Source organism: Pseudozobellia sp. WGM2 (assembly GCF_017810075.1).
Lineage (GTDB): Bacteria > Bacteroidota > Bacteroidia > Flavobacteriales > Flavobacteriaceae > JADNYK01.
Window position 1 is genome coordinate 529,286 of record NZ_JADNYK010000002.1, and the last position, 18,595, is coordinate 547,880.

20 protein-coding genes are annotated in these 18,595 nt (G+C 38.6%); 8 read left to right on the plus strand and 12 right to left on the minus strand.

What is annotated here, in order from left to right; genetic code table 11:
* Positions 1 to 84: 84 nt before the first annotated feature.
* The 3 genes from IV512_RS05875 to IV512_RS05885 form a co-directional block, all read right to left on the minus strand.
* Positions 85 to 624 (minus strand): 3-hydroxyanthranilate 3,4-dioxygenase, encoded by a 540-nt coding sequence (locus tag IV512_RS05875; RefSeq protein WP_209401541.1) that lies wholly within the window; start codon positions 622 to 624, stop codon positions 85 to 87.
* A gap of 135 nt (positions 625 to 759) precedes the next feature.
* Positions 760 to 1,236 (minus strand): CAP domain-containing protein, encoded by a 477-nt coding sequence (locus IV512_RS05880; protein WP_209401543.1) that lies wholly within the window; start codon positions 1,234 to 1,236, stop codon positions 760 to 762.
* A gap of 291 nt (positions 1,237 to 1,527) precedes the next feature.
* Entirely contained in the window at positions 1,528 to 2,052 is a 525-nt protein-coding gene (locus IV512_RS05885) for a CvpA family protein (RefSeq protein ID WP_209401544.1), read from the minus strand.
* Positions 2,053 to 2,172: 120 nt separating this feature from the next.
* Here IV512_RS05885 and IV512_RS05890 point away from each other — a divergent pair, with 120 nt between their 5' ends.
* The 4 genes from IV512_RS05890 to IV512_RS05905 all read left to right on the plus strand — a co-directional run bounded on the left by IV512_RS05890 (position 2,173) and on the right by IV512_RS05905 (position 6,281).
* Positions 2,173 to 2,529, plus strand: a complete 357-nt coding sequence (locus tag IV512_RS05890; protein WP_209401545.1) for a hypothetical protein — start codon at positions 2,173 to 2,175, stop codon at positions 2,527 to 2,529.
* A 45-nt stretch (positions 2,530 to 2,574) separates the two neighbouring features.
* The gene (locus tag IV512_RS05895) at positions 2,575 to 2,889 is read left to right on the plus strand and encodes an antibiotic biosynthesis monooxygenase (protein ID WP_209401546.1); all 315 of its coding nucleotides are present in this window, start codon (positions 2,575 to 2,577) and stop codon (positions 2,887 to 2,889) included.
* 225 nt (positions 2,890 to 3,114) lie between these two features.
* Entirely contained in the window at positions 3,115 to 4,596 is a 1,482-nt protein-coding gene (gene glpK / locus IV512_RS05900) for a glycerol kinase GlpK (RefSeq protein ID WP_209401547.1), read from the plus strand.
* Positions 4,597 to 4,610: 14 nt separating this feature from the next.
* Positions 4,611 to 6,281 carry a glycerol-3-phosphate dehydrogenase/oxidase gene (locus IV512_RS05905; RefSeq protein ID WP_209401548.1) on the plus strand — a complete coding sequence of 557 codons (1,671 nt, stop codon included), beginning with the start codon at positions 4,611 to 4,613 and terminating at the stop codon, positions 6,279 to 6,281.
* A gap of 65 nt (positions 6,282 to 6,346) precedes the next feature.
* Here the strand turns inward: IV512_RS05905 and IV512_RS05910 are convergent, their stop codons facing one another.
* Together IV512_RS05910 and IV512_RS05915 are read right to left on the minus strand one after the other, a co-directional pair.
* Entirely contained in the window at positions 6,347 to 7,849 is a 1,503-nt protein-coding gene (locus IV512_RS05910) for a DUF1573 domain-containing protein (protein WP_209401549.1), read from the minus strand.
* Between the two features lie 147 nt (positions 7,850 to 7,996).
* Positions 7,997 to 8,998, minus strand: coding sequence for an NAD(P)H-dependent glycerol-3-phosphate dehydrogenase (locus IV512_RS05915; RefSeq protein WP_209401550.1), 1,002 nt, complete (start codon positions 8,996 to 8,998; stop codon positions 7,997 to 7,999).
* Between the two features lie 147 nt (positions 8,999 to 9,145).
* Between IV512_RS05915 and IV512_RS05920 the strand changes: the two genes are divergently transcribed.
* Positions 9,146 to 10,054 carry a nicotinic acid mononucleotide adenyltransferase gene (locus IV512_RS05920; RefSeq protein WP_209401552.1) on the plus strand — a complete coding sequence of 303 codons (909 nt, stop codon included), beginning with the start codon at positions 9,146 to 9,148 and terminating at the stop codon, positions 10,052 to 10,054.
* Between the two features lie 86 nt (positions 10,055 to 10,140).
* Here IV512_RS05920 and IV512_RS05925 read toward each other — a convergent pair whose 3' ends face one another.
* Positions 10,141 to 10,653, minus strand: a complete 513-nt coding sequence (locus tag IV512_RS05925; protein WP_209401554.1) for a DUF421 domain-containing protein — start codon at positions 10,651 to 10,653, stop codon at positions 10,141 to 10,143.
* Positions 10,654 to 10,946: 293 nt separating this feature from the next.
* Between IV512_RS05925 and IV512_RS05930 the strand changes: the two genes are divergently transcribed.
* Positions 10,947 to 12,575 carry a SulP family inorganic anion transporter gene (locus IV512_RS05930; protein ID WP_209401556.1) on the plus strand — a complete coding sequence of 543 codons (1,629 nt, stop codon included), beginning with the start codon at positions 10,947 to 10,949 and terminating at the stop codon, positions 12,573 to 12,575.
* Here the strand turns inward: IV512_RS05930 and IV512_RS05935 are convergent.
* The 4 genes from IV512_RS05935 to IV512_RS05950 form a co-directional block, all read right to left on the minus strand.
* The gene (locus tag IV512_RS05935; RefSeq protein WP_209401558.1) at positions 12,570 to 12,719 is read right to left on the minus strand and encodes a hypothetical protein; all 150 of its coding nucleotides are present in this window, start codon (positions 12,717 to 12,719) and stop codon (positions 12,570 to 12,572) included. The genes IV512_RS05930 and IV512_RS05935 overlap by 6 nt on opposite strands.
* Positions 12,720 to 12,931: 212 nt before the next feature.
* Positions 12,932 to 13,417, minus strand: a complete 486-nt coding sequence (locus IV512_RS05940; RefSeq protein WP_209401559.1) for a cytochrome c family protein — start codon at positions 13,415 to 13,417, stop codon at positions 12,932 to 12,934.
* A gap of 42 nt (positions 13,418 to 13,459) precedes the next feature.
* Positions 13,460 to 14,422: a YheT family hydrolase gene (locus IV512_RS05945; RefSeq protein ID WP_209401561.1), complete on the minus strand. Its 963-nt coding sequence runs from the start codon at positions 14,420 to 14,422 to the stop codon at positions 13,460 to 13,462.
* Positions 14,423 to 14,455: 33 nt separating this feature from the next.
* Complete coding sequence (locus IV512_RS05950) at positions 14,456 to 15,430, minus strand: nitronate monooxygenase family protein (RefSeq protein WP_209401563.1); 975 nt, start codon at positions 15,428 to 15,430, stop codon at positions 14,456 to 14,458.
* 154 nt (positions 15,431 to 15,584) lie between these two features.
* Between IV512_RS05950 and IV512_RS05955 the strand changes: the two genes are divergently transcribed.
* Together IV512_RS05955 and IV512_RS05960 are read left to right on the plus strand one after the other, a co-directional pair.
* Positions 15,585 to 16,673: a Gfo/Idh/MocA family protein gene (locus IV512_RS05955; protein WP_209401565.1), complete on the plus strand. Its 1,089-nt coding sequence runs from the start codon at positions 15,585 to 15,587 to the stop codon at positions 16,671 to 16,673.
* A 74-nt stretch (positions 16,674 to 16,747) separates the two neighbouring features.
* A complete protein-coding gene (locus IV512_RS05960; protein WP_209401566.1) occupies positions 16,748 to 17,227 on the plus strand; it encodes a thioesterase family protein in 480 nt (159 codons plus the stop codon).
* Between the two features lie 70 nt (positions 17,228 to 17,297).
* On the opposite strand, the gene IV512_RS05965 is transcribed toward IV512_RS05960, so the two are convergent.
* Positions 17,298 to 18,209 (minus strand): DMT family transporter, encoded by a 912-nt coding sequence (locus IV512_RS05965; RefSeq protein WP_209401568.1) that lies wholly within the window; start codon positions 18,207 to 18,209, stop codon positions 17,298 to 17,300.
* Positions 18,206 to 18,559: an arsenate reductase family protein gene (locus IV512_RS05970; RefSeq protein ID WP_209401570.1), complete on the minus strand. Its 354-nt coding sequence runs from the start codon at positions 18,557 to 18,559 to the stop codon at positions 18,206 to 18,208. The genes IV512_RS05965 and IV512_RS05970 overlap by 4 nt, the downstream gene beginning before the upstream one ends.
* Positions 18,560 to 18,595 lie beyond the last annotated feature (36 nt).

The window sequence follows — 18,595 nt, forward strand, 5'->3', positions numbered from 1 at the left end:
GGAATTGGGAACCGCTAGAAGCTCAATTTTACTGTCTTCTAACCATCAAAGAACGGCATTTTTAAGATTAAAACCGAATTTGACCTAATTCTCGCCAACAAAACGTTGGTCTACGGGCATTACCGTAGCACAATTATCGCACGTTCGAAGTTCTTCTGAGCGATAGAAATGCTTGAAGTGTTTCAAAAAGTCTTTCTCAATGTCGTTGAGGGTGAAATAAGCTTCGTATAGTTTGTGGTTGCAGTTGTCGCAGAACCAAAGTAGGCCATCATCAACATTCATGTCCGCTCTTTTTCGCTCTATAACAAGTCCGATGCTATTTTCATGGCGAACTGGGGAGTGCGGTATTTTTGCGGGGTGAAGGTACATGTCACCAGGCCCTAACTTCATGGTCCGCTTTTGACCATTCTCTTGAATGTGTACCTCGATATTGCCCTCTAGTTGGTAAAAGAGTTCTTCCGTCTCGTTATAATGGTAATCTTTACGGGCATTGGGTCCGGCAACAATCATCACAATATAGTCACCGGCATCTTTATAGAGGTTCTTGTTGCCAACGGGCGGTTGTAGTAAATGACGGTTTTCATCAATCCACTTATTTAGATTAAAGGGTGCCTTAATTGCCATAGGTACGAAAGTCTTTAAATTAAACTTTAGGTTGAAACCGAAATTGTTCATCTCGGTATGCAACTGATAACAAAGTTATAAAAACTAGGCCACTCCCTTAGCTACATTGGCAAATGTGATGACTCTAAAGTTTAATTACCTATAGAAAATTTGAGTGAAGTATAATGTTCCGTCACTATTTGCCTTAACGCTGACCGCAGTATGGGTAAACTCATCTTCAATAGTTTTTTTATGGTTTGAGCTATTTAACCACCCACTCAATGCTTCCGATGCCGATTTATAATCTTTTGCTACGTTCTCTGCCACAAACTGGGCATTTTCTTCCGAAGAAATACTAGACGCGCGTTTACTGAAATTATCATGATTGATCGAACCGCGAGACATCATGTAATCTGTATGATCATTAGCGTATTGGTATGCCACTGAACTAAATTCAAGTGAATTTTGGCCGAGTGACAGTCTGTGCTGGTTGACTACATCTAACAATTCGTTCTCAATTTCAGGTACATTCTTGGCCTCAATAATATCTGCCGTATCCACCGACTCTTTTGTGCAAGAGGCCATGGTACATACAAATAAAACTAAGACAAGGTATTGCCTTATCATTTTCATATAGTGTTCTATTTGTAAGTAGGTGCGTTCTCGAAAAGTAGGAGTGAGAAATGGGGTGTTCTCGTGTTCTATAAAAAAATCGATTGGGGAATTATCGATACGCGAATATCTAAAAATTAGCGTTTATGGGGTTGAATTATTTTCTATTTTCGATGAAATACACTGAGCTGTGAGTCTCTTGTAAGTTGAAACTCACATTATTCTCAGGTTAATTGTTATATGACTCTTTAGGTAGTATAGCTGCTTGTTTGAAGGCAGCAATAGTAAGTCTTGAAATGTTTGGTAGTCTGTTTATACTATAATTTCTTCCTGTGTTTCCTTCTTTTCAAGCCCATCATTTCTTAAAACTTTTGAAAATACAAAATCACCTATTTTTTTTATAGGTTCATATAGTACCGATTGTTGCATGGTATCTTTCTGTATAATACCGGCAGAGCTATTTACTCGTTCGAAAAAAACCAAAAGCGCACCCAAAATTACAGCCACTTTGACCACGCCGAAAATGCCGCCTGCAATGCGGTTTAATAACCCTAACAATGCAATACTGGCTACTTTGGTCAATAGTTTTGCCGCAAAATGTACTACGATGACAATCGCGATAAAGGTAATAACGAAAGCAGTTATGTTGATGTAGCGCTCTTCCCATTGCATGTTCTGTGAGAGATAGTCCCCAGCGTAATATGAAAAATGAATTGCCCCGTATATACCCGCGACCAAGGCAACAATCGAGGCCAACTCAATGAAAAGGCCGTTTTTTAATCCTTTATATAATCCATATAAAAGCAATAACCCTAAGATAATGTCAAGAAAGCTCATGGTGGTCGAATTTACACAAAAGTAGTATTTTGATTTGTACCTTTGAACTTTGCAAATTAGGCTTTCTTGGCTTATAGAAAGCATTTATTCTTTTAGTTGGTCAGTTAGTAAAAAAGAAGCATGTCTAGAGATACAATATTAAAGGAAAGGTGGGATGTCTTGGTTGAGAAACTCTCTTCTCAATTTTCCGATGGCGACCCATTAGAACTTGATGCCATTATATATCTGGTTGGGATTCAAGAATTGGGGCAGTATCATAGAAAATACAAAAAAGACGATAAGCTAGACCTAATGCACATTGCTATTTGTCGGTTGTTGGAGCCCTACGGTTACTATGAATTCGATTACTTTGATGAAGAAGGTTGGCCCCATTATAAAGTAGAGGAAGAACTGCCCACTTTAAAATCAGGTGAACAGACCATTTTAATGAAAGAGGCAATAGTCGATTACTTTGTTGAAAAAAATTATATCACCTAAAAGGAAACTCTTCCAAAAGATGAATAGGTTTAATATTTATAGCTGATGCCGGTTTTTGAACCCTATTATGCCGTAATTTTTACATCTGCCCGAACCACAGGTGATAGGGGCTATAAAAAAATGTCGGAGTTAATGCTGGATTTGGCCGAAAAGCAACCAGGCTTTTTAAGCGTTGAAAGCGCTAGGGAGGAAATAGGAATTACCGTCAGTTACTGGAAAGACCTAAATAGTATCGCTAATTGGAAAACCCAGACCGACCATCTTATGGCACAGGAAAGGGGAATCAAAGAGTGGTATTCATGGTATAAAGTTAGAATCTGTCGTGTAGAGCGTGAATATGATTTTAATAAAATGGAATAATAAGTAGCGAGCCTATTTCAAAATTTCCATAGTTTTTCTTGTCTGAGCTAAGGGGGTGAGATTATCACCCGTTCTTCATGCTTTGAAATGGATACTTTAAGTTCTATATTTAGCAATGGTCAAAACTTCGCCGTCACATTTGTAAGTCTTTTGTAATTGTTCATTGCCACGCAAAAATTCTTTCTGCGAATTTTTGACCTTTTTCTATTCAACTTAAACATTACTATGAAATACATTATTTCTCTAGATCAAGGTACGACCAGTTCTCGAGCCTTACTTGTAGATGAAACAGGCCAAATCAAAGGCATGATTCAGAAAGAATTTAAACAAATTTTCCCAAAATCAGGTTGGGTAGAGCATGACCCTATCGAGATTTTAGAAAGTCAGATGAGCGTTTTAAGAGAGCTTGTCGAGAAAGAGAAAGTCGATACGGCCGACATTTCTGCGATTGGAATCACTAACCAAAGGGAAACTACTTTGGTTTGGGATAAGATTACGGGTGAGCCTGTATACAATGCCATAGTTTGGCAAGACAAGCGCACCGCCGACATTTGTGAACACCTTAAAAATGTGGGACTAACAGAGCATGTTAGAAAAACAACAGGACTTGTTATTGACTCCTATTTTTCTGGAACCAAGGTAAAATGGATACTCGATAATGTTGAAGGTGCGAAAGAAAAAGCAGAGAATGGAGATTTGTTGATGGGTACAATAGATTCTTGGTTGGTATGGAATATGACCAACAAAAAAAATCATGTGACCGATTATACCAATGCCTCTAGAACGATGATTTACGATATCGTAAATCTTAAATGGGATGATAAACTCTTGAAAGCTTTGGGTATACCCAAGTTAATGCTGCCCGAAGTAAAACCTTCCGCTCATCATTTTGGAGATTACGAACTAAATGGAACAAAAATACCTATTGCGGGTATCGCAGGGGATCAGCAAGCAGCGCTTTTCGGGCAGGCTTGTTTTAAAAAGGGCACTGCCAAAAATACGTACGGTACCGGGTGTTTTATGTTAATGAACACGGGTACAGAACCTCAGATATCTAAGAATGGCTTGCTAACGACTATTGCATACGGTCTTGATGGTAAGGTCAATTATGCTTTGGAAGGCAGTATTTTTATTGCAGGTGCGGCGATTCAATGGCTTCGTGACGGTCTGGAACTAATCGATGACGCCAAAGAAACGGAGGCTTTGGCTGAATCTATAGAAGAGGAAAACCCGGTTTATATCGTTCCTGCATTTGCAGGGCTCGGTGCCCCATACTGGGATATGTACGCGAGAGGTGCCGTTTTCGGACTTACCCGTGATACGGGCAAGGCACATCTTGCGAAAGCAACTTTAGAAGCATTGGCCTACCAAACAAAAGATATTCTGAAGGCTATGGAAGACGATTCGGGAATTCAGTTAAAAAACCTGCGTGTAGACGGTGGGGCGTGTGCCAACAATTATTTGATGCAATTTCAGGCCGATATTCTTGATTCTGAAGTGCACAGACCCGAGGTAATCGAATCTACTGCCATGGGCGCGGCTTTTTTGGCCGGTATTCAAGTAGGGCTTTGGAAACAGGAAGATGTTGATCAAAACCGTCCGATGAATCGAATTTTTAAACCTAATTTTGACCGCGTTAAACGCAAGCGTTTATATAAGAAATGGCAAAAGGCCATAGAGCGTACAAAAGGCTGGGAAGAACAATAGTTAGCACAAAATTCATGAAAAATATAAAATTCTCAAATCTAAATAGGTCAAAGACCATTAAAAAGATGTCCTCTGAAGCCTACGATTTGGTGGTAATCGGTGGCGGTATTACTGGCGGCGGTATTGCCCTTGATGCGGCTTCACGGGGGCTCAAAGTAGCTTTGGTCGAAAAGGGAGATTTTGCTTCGGGCACTAGTAGTAAGTCAACAAAGTTGATACATGGTGGTCTGCGTTATTTAAAGCAGTTCGATTTTTGGCTGGTCAAAGAGGTGGGTTCTGAACGTGCGATCGTTCATAAATTGGCTCCACATTTGGTCATACCCGAAAAAATGTTACTTCCGTTAATTGAGAATGGTTCTTATGGTAAATGGCTGACATCTATAGGGCTTAAGGTTTATGATATACTCGCTCAGGTCTCTGGTGACGACAAAAGAAAGATGTTAGAGAAAAAGGAGGCCCTAAAGCTTGAACCCCTGCTTCCGAAGAAAATATTGAAGGGCGCAGGTTACTATGCCGAGTATCGCACAGATGATGCCAGATTGACCATCGAGAACATTAAAACAAGTCTGGTTTTTGGTGCCAATGCACTCAATTATGCTTCTGTAGAAGATTTTATTTATGACACCGATAACAAGGTCGCAGGTGTCAAAGTTAAAGATGGTACCACTGATGAGATTTTTGAAATTAATTCAAAGTATGTTATTAGTGCTGCCGGGCCATGGGTCGATGAATTGCGCAGCAAGAACAATTCGAAAAAAGGCAAACAATTACACTTGACCAAAGGGGTGCATTTGGTATTTCCGAAGAAGAAATTACCGGTAAAACAATCGGTATATTTTGATATACCCGATGGACGAATGATGTTCGCTATCCCCAGAGGAAAGGTAACCTATGTGGGTACCACTGATACCAATTTCAATAAAGACAAAGATAATGTTCGGACTGATTTGGCTGATGCTATTTATCTGATATCAGCGGTAAATAATATGTTTCCTAAGATTAATTTAGAGATGCACGATATAATTTCTTCATGGGCCGGTCTTCGACCTCTGATTCATGAGGAAGGAAAGTCGGCTTCAGAATTATCGCGCAAAGATGAGATTTTTACCTCTGATACGGGCTTAATCAGTATCGCGGGAGGAAAGCTTACCGGTTATCGTAAAATGGCAGAGCGTGTGGTAAACAGAATTGCCAAAAAGATGGAAGAAGATCATGATGTTGAACTGAAGGAGTGCTACACAGAGAAAATCGCGCTTTGTGGTAATGTCGATTTTAAGAAGTTTAAGCACGTTCAAAAATACATAACTAAAATATACGCTAGGTTAAAAGACGATGGTTTCAGTGAGTACGATGCTTGGTTTCTAGTGACGAATTATGGCAAGCAGACCGATAAAATACTGGAAAGCTATGATAAACTTAAAGATGCTGACAAGCATGTTCGTTTAGCTAAAGCGGAGTTGCATTTTGGTATCGACTACGAGATGGTCATAAACCCCATGGATTTTTTCATTCGTAGAACGGGTAGGTTATATTTTAATATTGACAGTATACGCACATTGATGGAGCCGATATTGGAAGAGTTCAAGGCCATATATAAGAGTGATGATACGCAAATTTCGGCTTGGAGAGAAATTTTAAATGCAGAATTAGACGAGCATTCTAACTTTTCGCTGGAGAGAAAATAAATATCCCGTTTTGTAAAAAACTTAAATTTACGCAAAACGGGATAATATAAATACTGGAAACATTATTATTGGGCACAATTGCCATCTTTAAGATTATCAATTGTGGGATTAAAAATATTATTTTCTGATATATAAAATGTAATTCCTTCATTTTGTGCTAACGTGCTAATAGCACAATAATCTACCAAAGTTTCATTATTCCGAGCTGTAAAATTTTTAAGTAAAGTTATCTTCTCAAGACCATTTAAACTTGTTAAATCGGTATCATATATTGTTAATTCTTGGCTGATACTCACCAAATTTGATAATGGTTCAAGTGTAGTTATTTGACCTAAATCGCGACTACCATTTATTGATAGGGTGCCATCAAATTTAGTATAGCCTTTTGAGGCAAATTGTTCAATACCGTTATCGCTTTCCAGATTTAGACTACCATGGTAAGTATCCAGCGGTATTTCTTTTGAGCAATCTTGACCTAGAATTAAAGAGCGGGTTGGGTTATAACGATTCCATCGGGTAGATGAAAACGAACCTGTAAAAGTTTCACTGGAAAGTAAATTTTTAATTGCGCAATAATTATATAATTTTTGATTGTTCATGACGGTAAAACTTCCTTTTTGAGTCCTAAGGTTTTCTAACCCGTCAAGTGATTCAATGGCAATATTGTTAACCAATCTAAAACTATCAAATACTAACGTTAGTTTTGAAAAAGCTTCTAAAGACGTTAACGAATTGTTTTCTCTAATCCATAAATCATTTCCAATTTCGGTGATATTAGATAGCCCGTTCAAATCGTTTAAAAGAGGATTACCGAAAATATTGACAAAATTCTCGACTCTCGTTAGATGGCTTAATGCATTTAAATTTTCAAGTTTTGAATTTCTTCCTATAGAAATACTTTGGTTAATTATAATGTCTTCTAGTCCGCTAAGGTTTGTCAAATGGGTTGTATTTGCCACATCTAAGGAACCAATTTCTGTTAGTATACTTAGTTTCTCCAAGCTGGATATCGATGAAGAATTGCCAACCAAATTACCAATAAATAGTACACCCGTGATTTTAGTATAACCAGAAGCTGAAAACTCGTCAACTTCACTTTGATTTAATAGACTTATTGAACCATCGTAAACGTCACTAACTCCTTTTCCGGTTATAGCTATAGGGCCTACTACATTTGTTGCATCAGATTCTATTTCTAAAAAACCATTGTATTCTGCTATCTCCAATGGGTTGAAATTGACCGATATTGTTGTGCTATCATTTGGTTTAAGAATTGCGGAGGTAAAGTCTGTGTTAAACGTATCCGGTAAAGTTAGTTTAGAGATGGTTAAATCAGAGTTACCAGAATTACTAAAATTAAATACGATAGTCTTAGAATAATTTTTTACAACATTACCAAAATTTAAAGAGTCAGCTATTTCTGTATTGAGATTCAAAATTGCAGTTCTTTCTGGTTCTTTAACTTCAGGAGGGATAACTTGAGTATCGCTAGATTCTTCAGATTTGCTACAAGAAGAAAAATAGATTACAGATAATAGTAGAAGTACAAGAGTGGGTTTTAAAGCCATGTTCAAAGTTTTATTGTACTTAAACCTTTAATTCTTTTATATATTGTTAACGTAGTTTTAATCTTCGGTAAACGACAACCTAAATCTATAATGTTTAAAATTTTTGAACACTTTGTAGTAAGATTTTTTTAAAAACAATTAATTTCTTTAATCTAACTTATCGGTCAATTCTAAAAAAACACTTTTGGCATTTTTACCCTCATACAGAACCTTGTACACCGCATTAATAATTGGCGTTTTTACCTTTTTTTCGAATTTCGATTTGATTTCGTGCGCGCTTTTAGTGGCATAATAACCTTCGGCGACCATGTTCATTTCCATCTGGGCGCTTTTAACGGTATATCCCTTTCCGATCATATTACCGAACATACGGTTACGGCTAAATGTAGAGTACCCTGTTACCAATAAATCTCCCAAATAGGCTGAATTGTTGATGTTTCTATCAATTTTATGTATGCGTTTGGTAAAGCGTTTCATCTCGCGAATAGCATTGCTCATCAAAACGCTTTGAAAGTTATCACCATACCCCAAACCATGGGCTATACCTGCGGCAATGGCATAAATATTCTTGAGCATGGCGGCATACTCGGTGCCAATAATATCTTTCGTTACTTTGGTCTTGATGTAATCACTACTGAGATTTTTGGCCACATATTGCGCTTTTTCAGAGTCGGCACAAGCTATGGTAAGGTATGATAAGCGTTCCATAGCAACTTCTTCTGCATGGCATGGCCCAGTAATCACACCAATATTATTATACGGAATATTATATTCTTCGTGAAAATGCTCCCCTACAATGAGTCCGGTTTCGGGCACAATGCCTTTTATAGCGGAGAATATGATTTTGTTCTTTATTGAGGCAGTCAGCTTTTGCAGTTCAGTATGGAGAAAGGCAGAAGGAATTGCAAAAATTAAAATGTCTGCTGTTGATATAACTTCATTAATATCATCGGTCAATTCTAACTTGCAGTTATCGAAAGTGACAGAGGTCAAATAGTTAGGGTTGTGCTTTTGAATTTTTATAAAACCAATGGCATCTGAATTGCGCATATACCAATTTACCTTTTCCTGATTTTCACAGAGCATCTTAACAATGGCCGTCGCCCAACTTCCCCCTCCGAGAACTGCAAACTTCAATGGTCTATTCATAAAACATTCAATTTTCTTTTGTGTTTTTATTCTTCCGAAGCAAAACTAACGAAATTAAAAGCTGAAACCTTAAGTATTGATTATCAAAAAGTTAAAAATAATGGCACGGTGATTGTTTTTAACATTTTGAATTTGAATGCCCATATTATGAAAACAAAACTACTCGCTACACTATTTATAAGTTTCTTAATGACCTCTTGCTATACCGAGGTTATTGTTGAAGATGACTACATCGAAGAGCCTGTTCATAACACCCATGAGGTTTTACAATCATACGATTTTTGGTATGTAGATATTAATGCTACGAAAGGCTCTGGTGAAGTTCCGTTTCTTCAACGGGCATTTACCCTGTCTTTTATTAATGGGGCGCTCTATGCGAATAATAACATGGTGGGTATTGGTAAGACCGGTAACGGTGTAGGTGTCGACGTAGGTTATTATGATGCTTTAAGAGGAGCTGTTGAGGTAGACCATGATATCGATGGCCGGTATATTCTTGATCTTTTCGTAATTGACCGTAATACTATAGAACTTTACGATAGCCTTTCGGATACTTCGTACTATTTGAACGGCTATCAATTGAATAGTTTTGATTTTGACTATATATTTTACGATAATATCAACTATTTTCTGCAGGAATACGATGCTTGGGAAAAAGTATATACTAGTGAGACCGGAGCTCTAAATGATTTTGATAATGAGAACTTTTTACAGTTTCAATCAGGGTATTTTCGTTCTTCTATAGATGCACCTGGAACGCAAGTGTCTCGAGTCAGATGGGATTTTGAAGGTGATTATCAGGTGTACGACATCACTAACGATGAAATGCTTAAAACTTTAACACTGGCATACCGTTCATCGAGCAATGATTACTTTGAATTGTACGTTATTAATGACAGTACTATCGAACTGTATCACCCGAGTAGTCAAACCGTTTATAAATTTCGCGGAAGAGGTTATAGACAGTATTTGAAATCAGGTTCCGGTGCGATAGATAAAATGAGAGAAAAGACTTCTAATCCTACAATGAAGGTCGAAAGAAGTAGAGAAAGATAATAAGATTTTTTTGGTTGGTTATTTAGTTAGAGACCGCTCCTGTTCATAGAACCGGAGCGGTTTTGTTTTGTAACACGTTGATGCACTCAACTTTTCACCTCGTTCATGATTTCTTCATCAATTACGATGTTTTCTGAAGTGTGAAGTACCGAAATGTCGCCTGTGGTTTCGAATACTACCGCTTTAACCTCTGAAAACCGTAGAACATTGGCCTCTCGCAACTTGGCCATCAAATCAGATTTGCTTACCAAACATTTTTTCAAGTTCTCTTCAAAAACTTGCCCGTCTTGCATTAACAGAATCGGGGTGTTGGTCACAGTATTTTCAAAAGAATCGGAAGAAGATCGAAGTTTTGCGAAAATTACTTGCAAAAGGGCCAGAACTGCTATAGAAATTATAGCAGGCATAAAACTCTTCGAAGGGGTATTCACGGCATCAGCGAGAATAGAGCCCATAGCAATGGTAACCGCAAAATCAAAACTGCTCATTTTAGCAAAAGTTCTTTTGCCGGCAATTCGGGTGATTACAATTATGTAGACGTAAATAAATAGCCCAGCGAGAGCTATTTTAAGAATGGTAGAAATAGCTATTGAAAACATGATAGATGGGTTTAGATTGATTCGGTCAGAAATTAACAAGTGATTCTTAAATAGATAGACGCTTCAACATTTATTTATGCCTTAAAAACAGCCCTTATTTATGTCGTAAAGCATAGTCCTCTAATCCCATAAATACTCATAAGAGAAGATAGAATTGCCTGAAATAGTCATACGATTTCATGAATTTAGTTAAAGGTAATTGGCTCTGGATGAGGTTCTAAAATACCTATTTAACCTACATGACTAGGCTAATAGGGTATTTTGGGCTATTTTTGCACGCTCAAAAACCGACCATGAAGAAGTATCTCAATCTTTTCGATTTTAAACAGAAAGTAGATTATAAAACGGAAATACTTTCAGGCTTAACAGTTGCTTTGGCATTAGTGCCCGAAGCAATTGCATTTGCACTGATACCAGGTTTTTCACCTCTTACGGGACTTTATGCAGCTTTTATACTTTGTTTGATTACTTCAATTTTAGGAGGTAGACCTGGTATGATATCCGGTGCCACAGGTGCCGTAGCGGTTATTTTTGTGGGTTTAATTTTAGAGCTAAAACGTAATTTTCCGGGTATTGAACCCGATACTATTTTGCATTATGTTTTCGCAACGGTAATAATCGCTGGAGTACTTCAGATTCTAGCCGGTGTTTTGCGCTTGGGTAAGTTTATTCGTTTGGTACCGCACCCCGTAATGTTTGGTTTCGTAAACGGCTTGGCCATTATTATTTTCATGGCACAATTTCCTAGTTTTTATCAAAAGGGTACGGATCAATTACTTGAAGGTTCATCATTGTATATCATGTTAGGCCTTACCTTACTGACCATGTTGATTATATGGGGCTTTCCTAAATTAACCAAAGCAATTCCCTCGTCGCTATTGGCCATTGTGGTGGTTTCAGCTATCGTAATCGGTTTTGGTGTTGATACCATCACCGTTGCCGATACCATGTCGGAAGGTGAAAGTATAAGTGGAGGTTTTCCTCCTTTATCCATTCCTCAGATACCCTTAACATTCGAGACATTTAAGATTGTGTTTCCGTATGCCGCCATTATGGCGGGTGTGGGCTTGATTGAAAGTCTTTTGACCTTGAATATAATAGATGAAATTACCGAAACACGTGGTAGCGGTAACCGAGAGTGCGTTGCGCAGGGTACGGCAAATGTGTTCTCTGGATTCTTATCCGGAATGGGAGGTTGTGCTATGATCGGCCAAAGTTTGATAAACACTTCATCAGGTGCAAGAGCCCGTCTTTCTGGTATTACGGCAGCAGTAATGCTGTTAGTATTTATTATGTTCGGTTCAAGTCTTATCGAACGCTTGCCAATGGCCGCATTGGTCGGACTAATGTTTATGGTCGCCATCGGAACTTTCGAATGGGCAAGCTTTAAGACTTTCGGTAAAATGCCTAAGTCAGATGTCGTAGTTATGGTATTGGTCACCTTGATTACTGCTGTCACCCATAACTTGGCGGTAGCAGTGTTGTTGGGTGTTATTATTTCTGCATTGGCCTACTCTTGGGAAAATGCCAAGAGAATACGAGCAAGAAAGCATATCGATGAGAATGGAGTAAAACATTATCAAATCTATGGTCCACTTTTTTTCGGTTCTACTACACTTTTTGGTGAGAAGTTCGATGTTTTAAACGACCCAGACGAGGTTATCATAGATTTTAAAGAAAGTCGTATTGCCGATATGTCGGGTATTGAAGCTTTGAACAAAATAACCGAACGCTACGCCAAAGTTGGAAAAAAAGTAAACTTAAGGCATTTGAGTAAAGACTGTGTTAGGTTATTGGAGAATGCAGATGAAATTATTGATGTCAACGTTCTTGAAGACCCGACCTACAAGGTTGCTGTAGACAAGGTAGATAGTAAAGACGATCCGGAAATGAAAAACCCCTATAACCTTTGGGGCCTATAGGTTTTCTTCTTGATCTTTCTTAGTATTGGTGTAACCACCTGCCCACCCGAGCCAGTATTTTAATGATATATAAGAGCGTTTGCCCCGTAATAGGCGCTCAGACAGGTTGTTTCTGTTGTTCAGGGTTAGAGTTTCTTCTTTCATGATGTACCAGATTAATTGATGAAGGGTATTTGTCTTTAAAGACGAAGAAGATTCCAAGACAATTGATAAAATTTTGTTAAAAAAGAAAAGGAGGGGGGATTAAAATCGAGTCATTAGTATTTTCTGCGACAAAATAAATTTGTCGCTTATAAGTATATAAAAAGCCGCCCTTCAAAATGAAGGACGGCTTTTTTTTATGTTCGTATCGCTTACTATAATGTTCTCAAATACTCGGCGACTGCCCGAGTATCTTCTTCTGAAAGATTTTGATTCAACATAATAGCATTGTTGTATTCTTTTAGCAAAGCCTTGGCGATAGGATCTTCTTTAAGCATTTTATCTGGGCCAATAATCATGTTCATTACCCATGCCGGGTTTCTTCTGTCATAAACACCTTTTAAAGCAGGGCCTATCATTCTTTGCTCGGCCATATGGCAAGCAGTACAGATAGTATTGAATTTAGCCTCGCCAGCAGCGGCCAATTCACTATCTACTTCACTATCAAAAGTAATGTCTTTAAACGGACCAACACCTTCATTGTCCATATCAACAGGTACACCTTCAGATTTAGCTTCAACAGCTTTCTCTGTAGTTTTAGTTCGGTTCATTTCAAAACCTTCCTTTTTCTCTTCCTTTTTTTCTTCTCCGCAGCCGACCATCAATCCGCCCAAAGCAAACACAACAATTAATTTCTTCATGGTAACAAAATTTATGGGCACTAATATAAGAAATACCCCTATTTAAAGTACCTCTTCCAAAAACTTTATTGTTCTTTTTTCGCTATAATACTGGTTTCCGTAGTCGAAGAATCCTACATGCCCGCCAAATTTCGGAGTTTCTAAAAATAAGTGCTCATTTTCTTCAGATTCTTTAAATGGGTAACACTCCGGGCCAAGAAAAGAATCGTTGGTTGCGTTTAGTATTAAAGATGGTATTTTAATATTGGATAGAAATGGAAGACAACTGCATTTTTTGTAATAATCCAACGCATCTTTAAAACCGTGTGCACGGCTCGTATATATGTCATCGAAGTCTTTTAAGGTACCGATTTTTTTAATGTCGTCGATAGATATTTCATCGGGAAATAACGGAAGCTTAAGCCTAAGTTTGGTCACCAAATGTTTTTTAAACCGCTTGGCATAAGCGAAATTTTTAAGTTTTAAGAGCTCTTTCAAAGAACTGTGCAAATCACAAGGTACCGATATGCCGATTATGGCTTTAACTTGTTCGGGTATTTGTCGGTCTTCACCCGCAAATTTAAGAGCTAGATTACCGCCAAGGCTGACTCCTTTAATGTAAATTTCATCATATGTACTCAAGCTGATAATATGTTTAACCACAGCATCTAAATCTTCTGTAGCACCTGAGTGATACGAGCGAAAAAGTCGGTTGGTCTCTCCGCTGCACCCCCTAAAATTAACGGCACAGGAATCAATATTGTTTGCATTGAAAGTTTTTGCACTTCCGGTAATATAGGGTCTCTGCCCATTACCCTCTAACCCGTGAAGTAAAATGGCGACCTTTTGTGATTTATTTTTCGAATAGCTCCAATCCAAATCTAAAAAATCACCATCAGGTAATTCAATTCGCTCTCGCTCTTGTGTCAAGTTTGCAACTTTTCTGAACAGGCCAGAGTAGATGGTAGAAATGTGGCCCTGCCTAAAATAGAGCGGAGGTCTATACTCTGATGAAAGTATTGGCATTAAATAATTTTATGATTGCTACTGTAAAGCCAATTATTTCGGATAATTCTCCAAAACTTTGGCCTGCTGTTCGATAGCTTCCCTAAATTCAGTCTTTAAATTTGTAACAAGTTGCTTTACGGGCAATGAATCATCAATCATCGCAGAACCTTGACCTGCCGACCAAATCGTCTTCCAAGCTTTGGCTTCAGTATCCAATTCTTTACCGAAATCTATTTTTGTGTCTTTTTTCAAGTCTTCTTCAGTAATACCAGCTGCTTTTAAACTAGCACCTAAAAAATTAGCATGAACCCCTGATATTGCTGCGGTATAGACTACATCGTTGGCTCCGGCGTTAATGATCATTTTGCGGTATTCCTCGGTGGCTTTACTTTCTTCGGTATTGATAAAGCGGGTACCCATATAGGCTAAATCGGCTCCCATTTGAAGCGCAGAGGCAATGTCACGCCCAGTGCTGATACATCCGGAAAGAATTATGGTCTTTTTAAAAAACTTCTTTATTTCGCTGACCAAGGTCATCGGGTTTACGGTTCCAGCATGGCCACCTGCACCTGCCGCAACCAAAATGAGTCCGTCAACGCCTGCTTCCTGTGCTTTTTCGGCATGTCTCTTTTTTATTATATCGTGAAATACCAGTCCGCCATAACTGTGTATGGCATCGACCACCATCGAAACAGCGCCGAGAGAAGTGATAACAAGTGGAACTTTATGTTTTATGCACAACTTAATGTCGGCCTCAAGCCTGGGGTTGGTATTATGTACGATAAGGTTCACCCCAAATGGTGCCGGTTTTTTGCCGGTCTCTTTTTCGAACTCCTCGAGAGCGGTCTTAATTTCGATTAACCATTCTTCAAAACCTTCACTGGTGCGTTGGTTCAGAGCCGGAAAAGTACCGACAATTCCATTTTTACAGCATTCGATAACTAGTTTGGGTCCTGATATTAAAAACATTGGAGCGGCAATAGCGGGTAATGATAGGTCGCTGATAAAAGATGGCTTGTCTGACATAATCGAATGTAGTTAGAAATTAAAGTGCAAAGTTTATAAATCTACATCGTATTTCGAAGATTACCAATTATATCATAACGAGCTGTAAAACTGCCTCTTAAATGTTTCAAATATGATTATCTTGTAAGAGTACTCGGATTTAAAATCATATAAAATGCAAAAAAGAAGAGATTTTATTAAAAAGACAGGGCTCTTGCTCGGTGGTATTAGCATTTTACCAAATTACGCCTTCACTTCGAATTTTCAGAAGGAAAAGCTGGGCGTCTGTTTGGTGGGTTTAGGTAATTATAGTGAAAACCTTTTGGCCCCTGCCCTTCAGCTGACTCAACATTGCGAACTCCGTGGTATTGTGACTGGGAGTCCTGAAAAAATTCCCCTCTGGCAAAAAAAGCACGGTATACCCGACAAAAACGTGTACAACTACAAAACTATGGGGGCCATTGCTGATAATGCCGATATTGATGTTATCTATATCGTTCTACCAACGGGCCTACATTCTGAATATGCTATTAAGGCCGCGAATACGGGTAAGCACGTGTGGTGTGAAAAACCTATGGCAAAAACGGTCGAAGAATGCCAGGCGATTATAGATGCATGCAATAAAAACAAGGTGAAACTTTCAATCGGTTATCGCATGCAGCACGAGCCCAATACAAAAACTGTTATCGAATGGTCAACAACAAAACCTTTCGGAAAAATAGAAACGGTGAAGGCAGAAATTGGTTTTAAAACGGGCAACCCGGGCAACTCTTGGAGAATGGATAAAGAATTGGGCGGCGGATTAATTTACGATGTAGGGGTTTATTCGATAAATGCGATGCGCTATACCACAGGTCAAAACCCTATTTCGGTAGTTGGTAATCATAAAAACACGAGACCAGAACTCTTTAAAGAAGTTGAGGAGACTACCAACTTCACACTTGATTTCGGGAACGGCCTTTTGGGTACCGGTAAGACCACAGCCGCCGAAAGTGTAAATATTTTAAGGGCCGATTGTGAAAAGGGATGGTACAAACTGCAACCCTTTCAATCGTACACCGGTGTCGGGGGTAAGGCCAGCGATGGAACTTTATTGAATACTTATATTGAAAACCAGCAAGCCCGCCAGATGGATGATGATGCCCTGGCTATCTTGGAGAACAAACCGGTAATGGTACCCGGGCAAGACGGTCTAAGAGATATCGCTATTGTAGAGGCTATCAATAAATCTGCTGCAACAGGTGAAGAAGTGAAAATTTATTGATTTCAATATAGTTGTTTTGACAAACAATGGTATTTTTGTTAGTATTATGCATGCATAACAAAAGTTCTCGTACTATGTATTTAAAAGAATTTGAAATTCGTTGGAGCGATGTAGATGCCAATAGGCACTTGGCCAATTCAGCTTACCTTAACTTTATGAGCCATACACGAATGGCTTTTTTGTTCGAACTTGGTTTTGACCAAAAAACGCTGGCCCAGAACGAGATTGGCCCAGTGGTATTTTATGAGCATATGTACTATTTCAAAGAAGCTTTTCCAGGGAAACCTGTTCAGGTATCTATGGAAATCATGGGTATGAGCGAAGATGCCAAATTTTTCGAGTTTCATCATAATTTTTACAACCATAAAGGCGAAAACTTTGCCCATTGCGAGATGATGGGTGCTTGGATGGATTTGTCGACAAGAAAGCTCACCGGTTTGACCAATGAATTTTTAACCTCTTTCAGTGCTGCGGAAAAGGGAGAAGGTTTTCGAGTTCTCACTAAAGAAGATACTCGAAAGTTTGCAAGAGTGCCGAAAGACTTAGTTCTTTAAATTGCTACACTTTTCAACAGTGAACTATAACTTCTAGGGAGAAACTTCATTAAAATCTGCTAAAATACTTTTATGCAGGCTTATCGAGGTTTTTATGGCCTCTTGGCTTTGTGCTTGCCAGATATACGCCTAAGAATACCAAACAGGCCGCGGCAATTTTAATAGTGGTAAGTTTATCTTGCCCTGTGACCAAAGCGAAAATTATACCTATTAGAGGTTGTACATAAACAAAAGCACTTACGGTCGAAGCTTTCAGCTGTGTTAAGGCGAAAATATTGAACAAATAAGTACAGAAGGTGGTGCCGATGACTACGAAGGCTATCCTCCAAATAGCATCAAATGGTAAAGAGGTCCATTCTGTATCTATTATTTCTTGGTACCCAAAAGGAAGACAGATGAAAATGCCCAACGTAAACAACCACTTCATAAATGTAAATGGATGGTATTTTTCTATTAAGGTTTTTGCCCCGATCAAATAAGCGCCGTAAAAAATGGAGTTAAGAAGTATAAAGAAATTGCCTAGTGGTATGTTTGGGGCATCTTGCCGAATCTCAGAGCTAAAAAGTATTAAGCCCAATGCTCCTAAAAAACCTATGGCGATACCGACTATTTTTTTTGGGAGTACCTTTTCTTTAATCAGAATAGCGGACAAGAAAACCACGATTATGGGTGTTGTGGTAATCAGAACCGCGCTATTGATCGGGGTAGATAGTGAAAGACCTTTAAAGAACACCAACATATTAAAGCCCATGCCCAATAGGGCACAGACCAACATTCGGGCGTAATCTTTTTTTTCGACATGCTCTTTAGGGCCGAAGAACGAAATTGACCAAAAAAGAATTGCCGCGCCAATTACCCTTAAAACTACCAATGCGTATGCCGGCACATAATTTGGCATTATGCCTTTGGCAATGGTGTGGTTGAGCCCATAGATGACCGTAGCCCCGATGGCAGCTAATATGGCCAGTGCGCGTATATTCAAGAATGTAGGGCTTCTTTGGCCGCCTCGACCGTTTTTTTACTGTTTCCTATGAAAATTTGGTCATCGATTAGAATCACCGGGCGTTTTAAGAATGTATAGTGTTCAAGAATCAACTTTTTATAATTAGCTTCAGAAAGTTGTTTTTCATGTAGGCCTTGTTGACGATAAAGTCTTGCTCTTTTACTGAACAAAGACTCATAGTTTCCGGCTAGTTGTGCCATCTCTTCTACTTGACTTTCGGTCATTGGCACTGTTTTGATATCTTGCAGTTCTACTTGGTCTAAAGGGGCAAGTTCTTTAAGAATTCTTTTGCAGGTATCACAGGTGCTTAAATGATAGATTTTCTTCATGGTTTTCCGTTGAAATTTGGAGTTGCAAAGAAACCT

What these genes read in the sequence shown, in the direction of transcription:
- IV512_RS05885 (WP_209401544.1), bottom strand. Translation starts at nt 2,052, where the DNA reads ATGAGCTTTCTTGACATTATCTTAGGGTTATTGCTTTTATATGGATTA.
- IV512_RS05905 (WP_209401548.1), top strand. Translation starts at nt 4,611, where the DNA reads ATGAAAAATATAAAATTCTCAAATCTAAATAGGTCAAAGACCATTAAA.
- IV512_RS05970 (WP_209401570.1), bottom strand. Translation starts at nt 18,559, where the DNA reads ATGAAGAAAATCTATCATTTAAGCACCTGTGATACCTGCAAAAGAATT.
- IV512_RS05880 (WP_209401543.1), bottom strand. Translation starts at nt 1,236, where the DNA reads ATGAAAATGATAAGGCAATACCTTGTCTTAGTTTTATTTGTATGTACC.
- IV512_RS05915 (WP_209401550.1), bottom strand. Translation starts at nt 8,998, where the DNA reads ATGAATAGACCATTGAAGTTTGCAGTTCTCGGAGGGGGAAGTTGGGCG.
- IV512_RS05935 (WP_209401558.1), bottom strand. Translation starts at nt 12,719, where the DNA reads ATGAAAGAAGAAACTCTAACCCTGAACAACAGAAACAACCTGTCTGAG.
- IV512_RS05895 (WP_209401546.1), top strand. Translation starts at nt 2,575, where the DNA reads ATGCCGGTTTTTGAACCCTATTATGCCGTAATTTTTACATCTGCCCGA.
- IV512_RS05890 (WP_209401545.1), top strand. Translation starts at nt 2,173, where the DNA reads ATGTCTAGAGATACAATATTAAAGGAAAGGTGGGATGTCTTGGTTGAG.
- IV512_RS05955 (WP_209401565.1), top strand. Translation starts at nt 15,585, where the DNA reads ATGCAAAAAAGAAGAGATTTTATTAAAAAGACAGGGCTCTTGCTCGGT.
- IV512_RS05960 (WP_209401566.1), top strand. Translation starts at nt 16,748, where the DNA reads ATGTATTTAAAAGAATTTGAAATTCGTTGGAGCGATGTAGATGCCAAT.
- IV512_RS05930 (WP_209401556.1), top strand. Translation starts at nt 10,947, where the DNA reads ATGAAGAAGTATCTCAATCTTTTCGATTTTAAACAGAAAGTAGATTAT.
- IV512_RS05945 (WP_209401561.1), bottom strand. Translation starts at nt 14,422, where the DNA reads ATGCCAATACTTTCATCAGAGTATAGACCTCCGCTCTATTTTAGGCAG.
- IV512_RS05920 (WP_209401552.1), top strand. Translation starts at nt 9,146, where the DNA reads ATGAAAACAAAACTACTCGCTACACTATTTATAAGTTTCTTAATGACC.
- glpK (WP_209401547.1), top strand. Translation starts at nt 3,115, where the DNA reads ATGAAATACATTATTTCTCTAGATCAAGGTACGACCAGTTCTCGAGCC.
- IV512_RS05950 (WP_209401563.1), bottom strand. Translation starts at nt 15,430, where the DNA reads ATGTCAGACAAGCCATCTTTTATCAGCGACCTATCATTACCCGCTATT.
- IV512_RS05925 (WP_209401554.1), bottom strand. Translation starts at nt 10,653, where the DNA reads ATGTTTTCAATAGCTATTTCTACCATTCTTAAAATAGCTCTCGCTGGG.
- IV512_RS05940 (WP_209401559.1), bottom strand. Translation starts at nt 13,417, where the DNA reads ATGAAGAAATTAATTGTTGTGTTTGCTTTGGGCGGATTGATGGTCGGC.
- IV512_RS05875 (WP_209401541.1), bottom strand. Translation starts at nt 624, where the DNA reads ATGGCAATTAAGGCACCCTTTAATCTAAATAAGTGGATTGATGAAAAC.
- IV512_RS05910 (WP_209401549.1), bottom strand. Translation starts at nt 7,849, where the DNA reads ATGGCTTTAAAACCCACTCTTGTACTTCTACTATTATCTGTAATCTAT.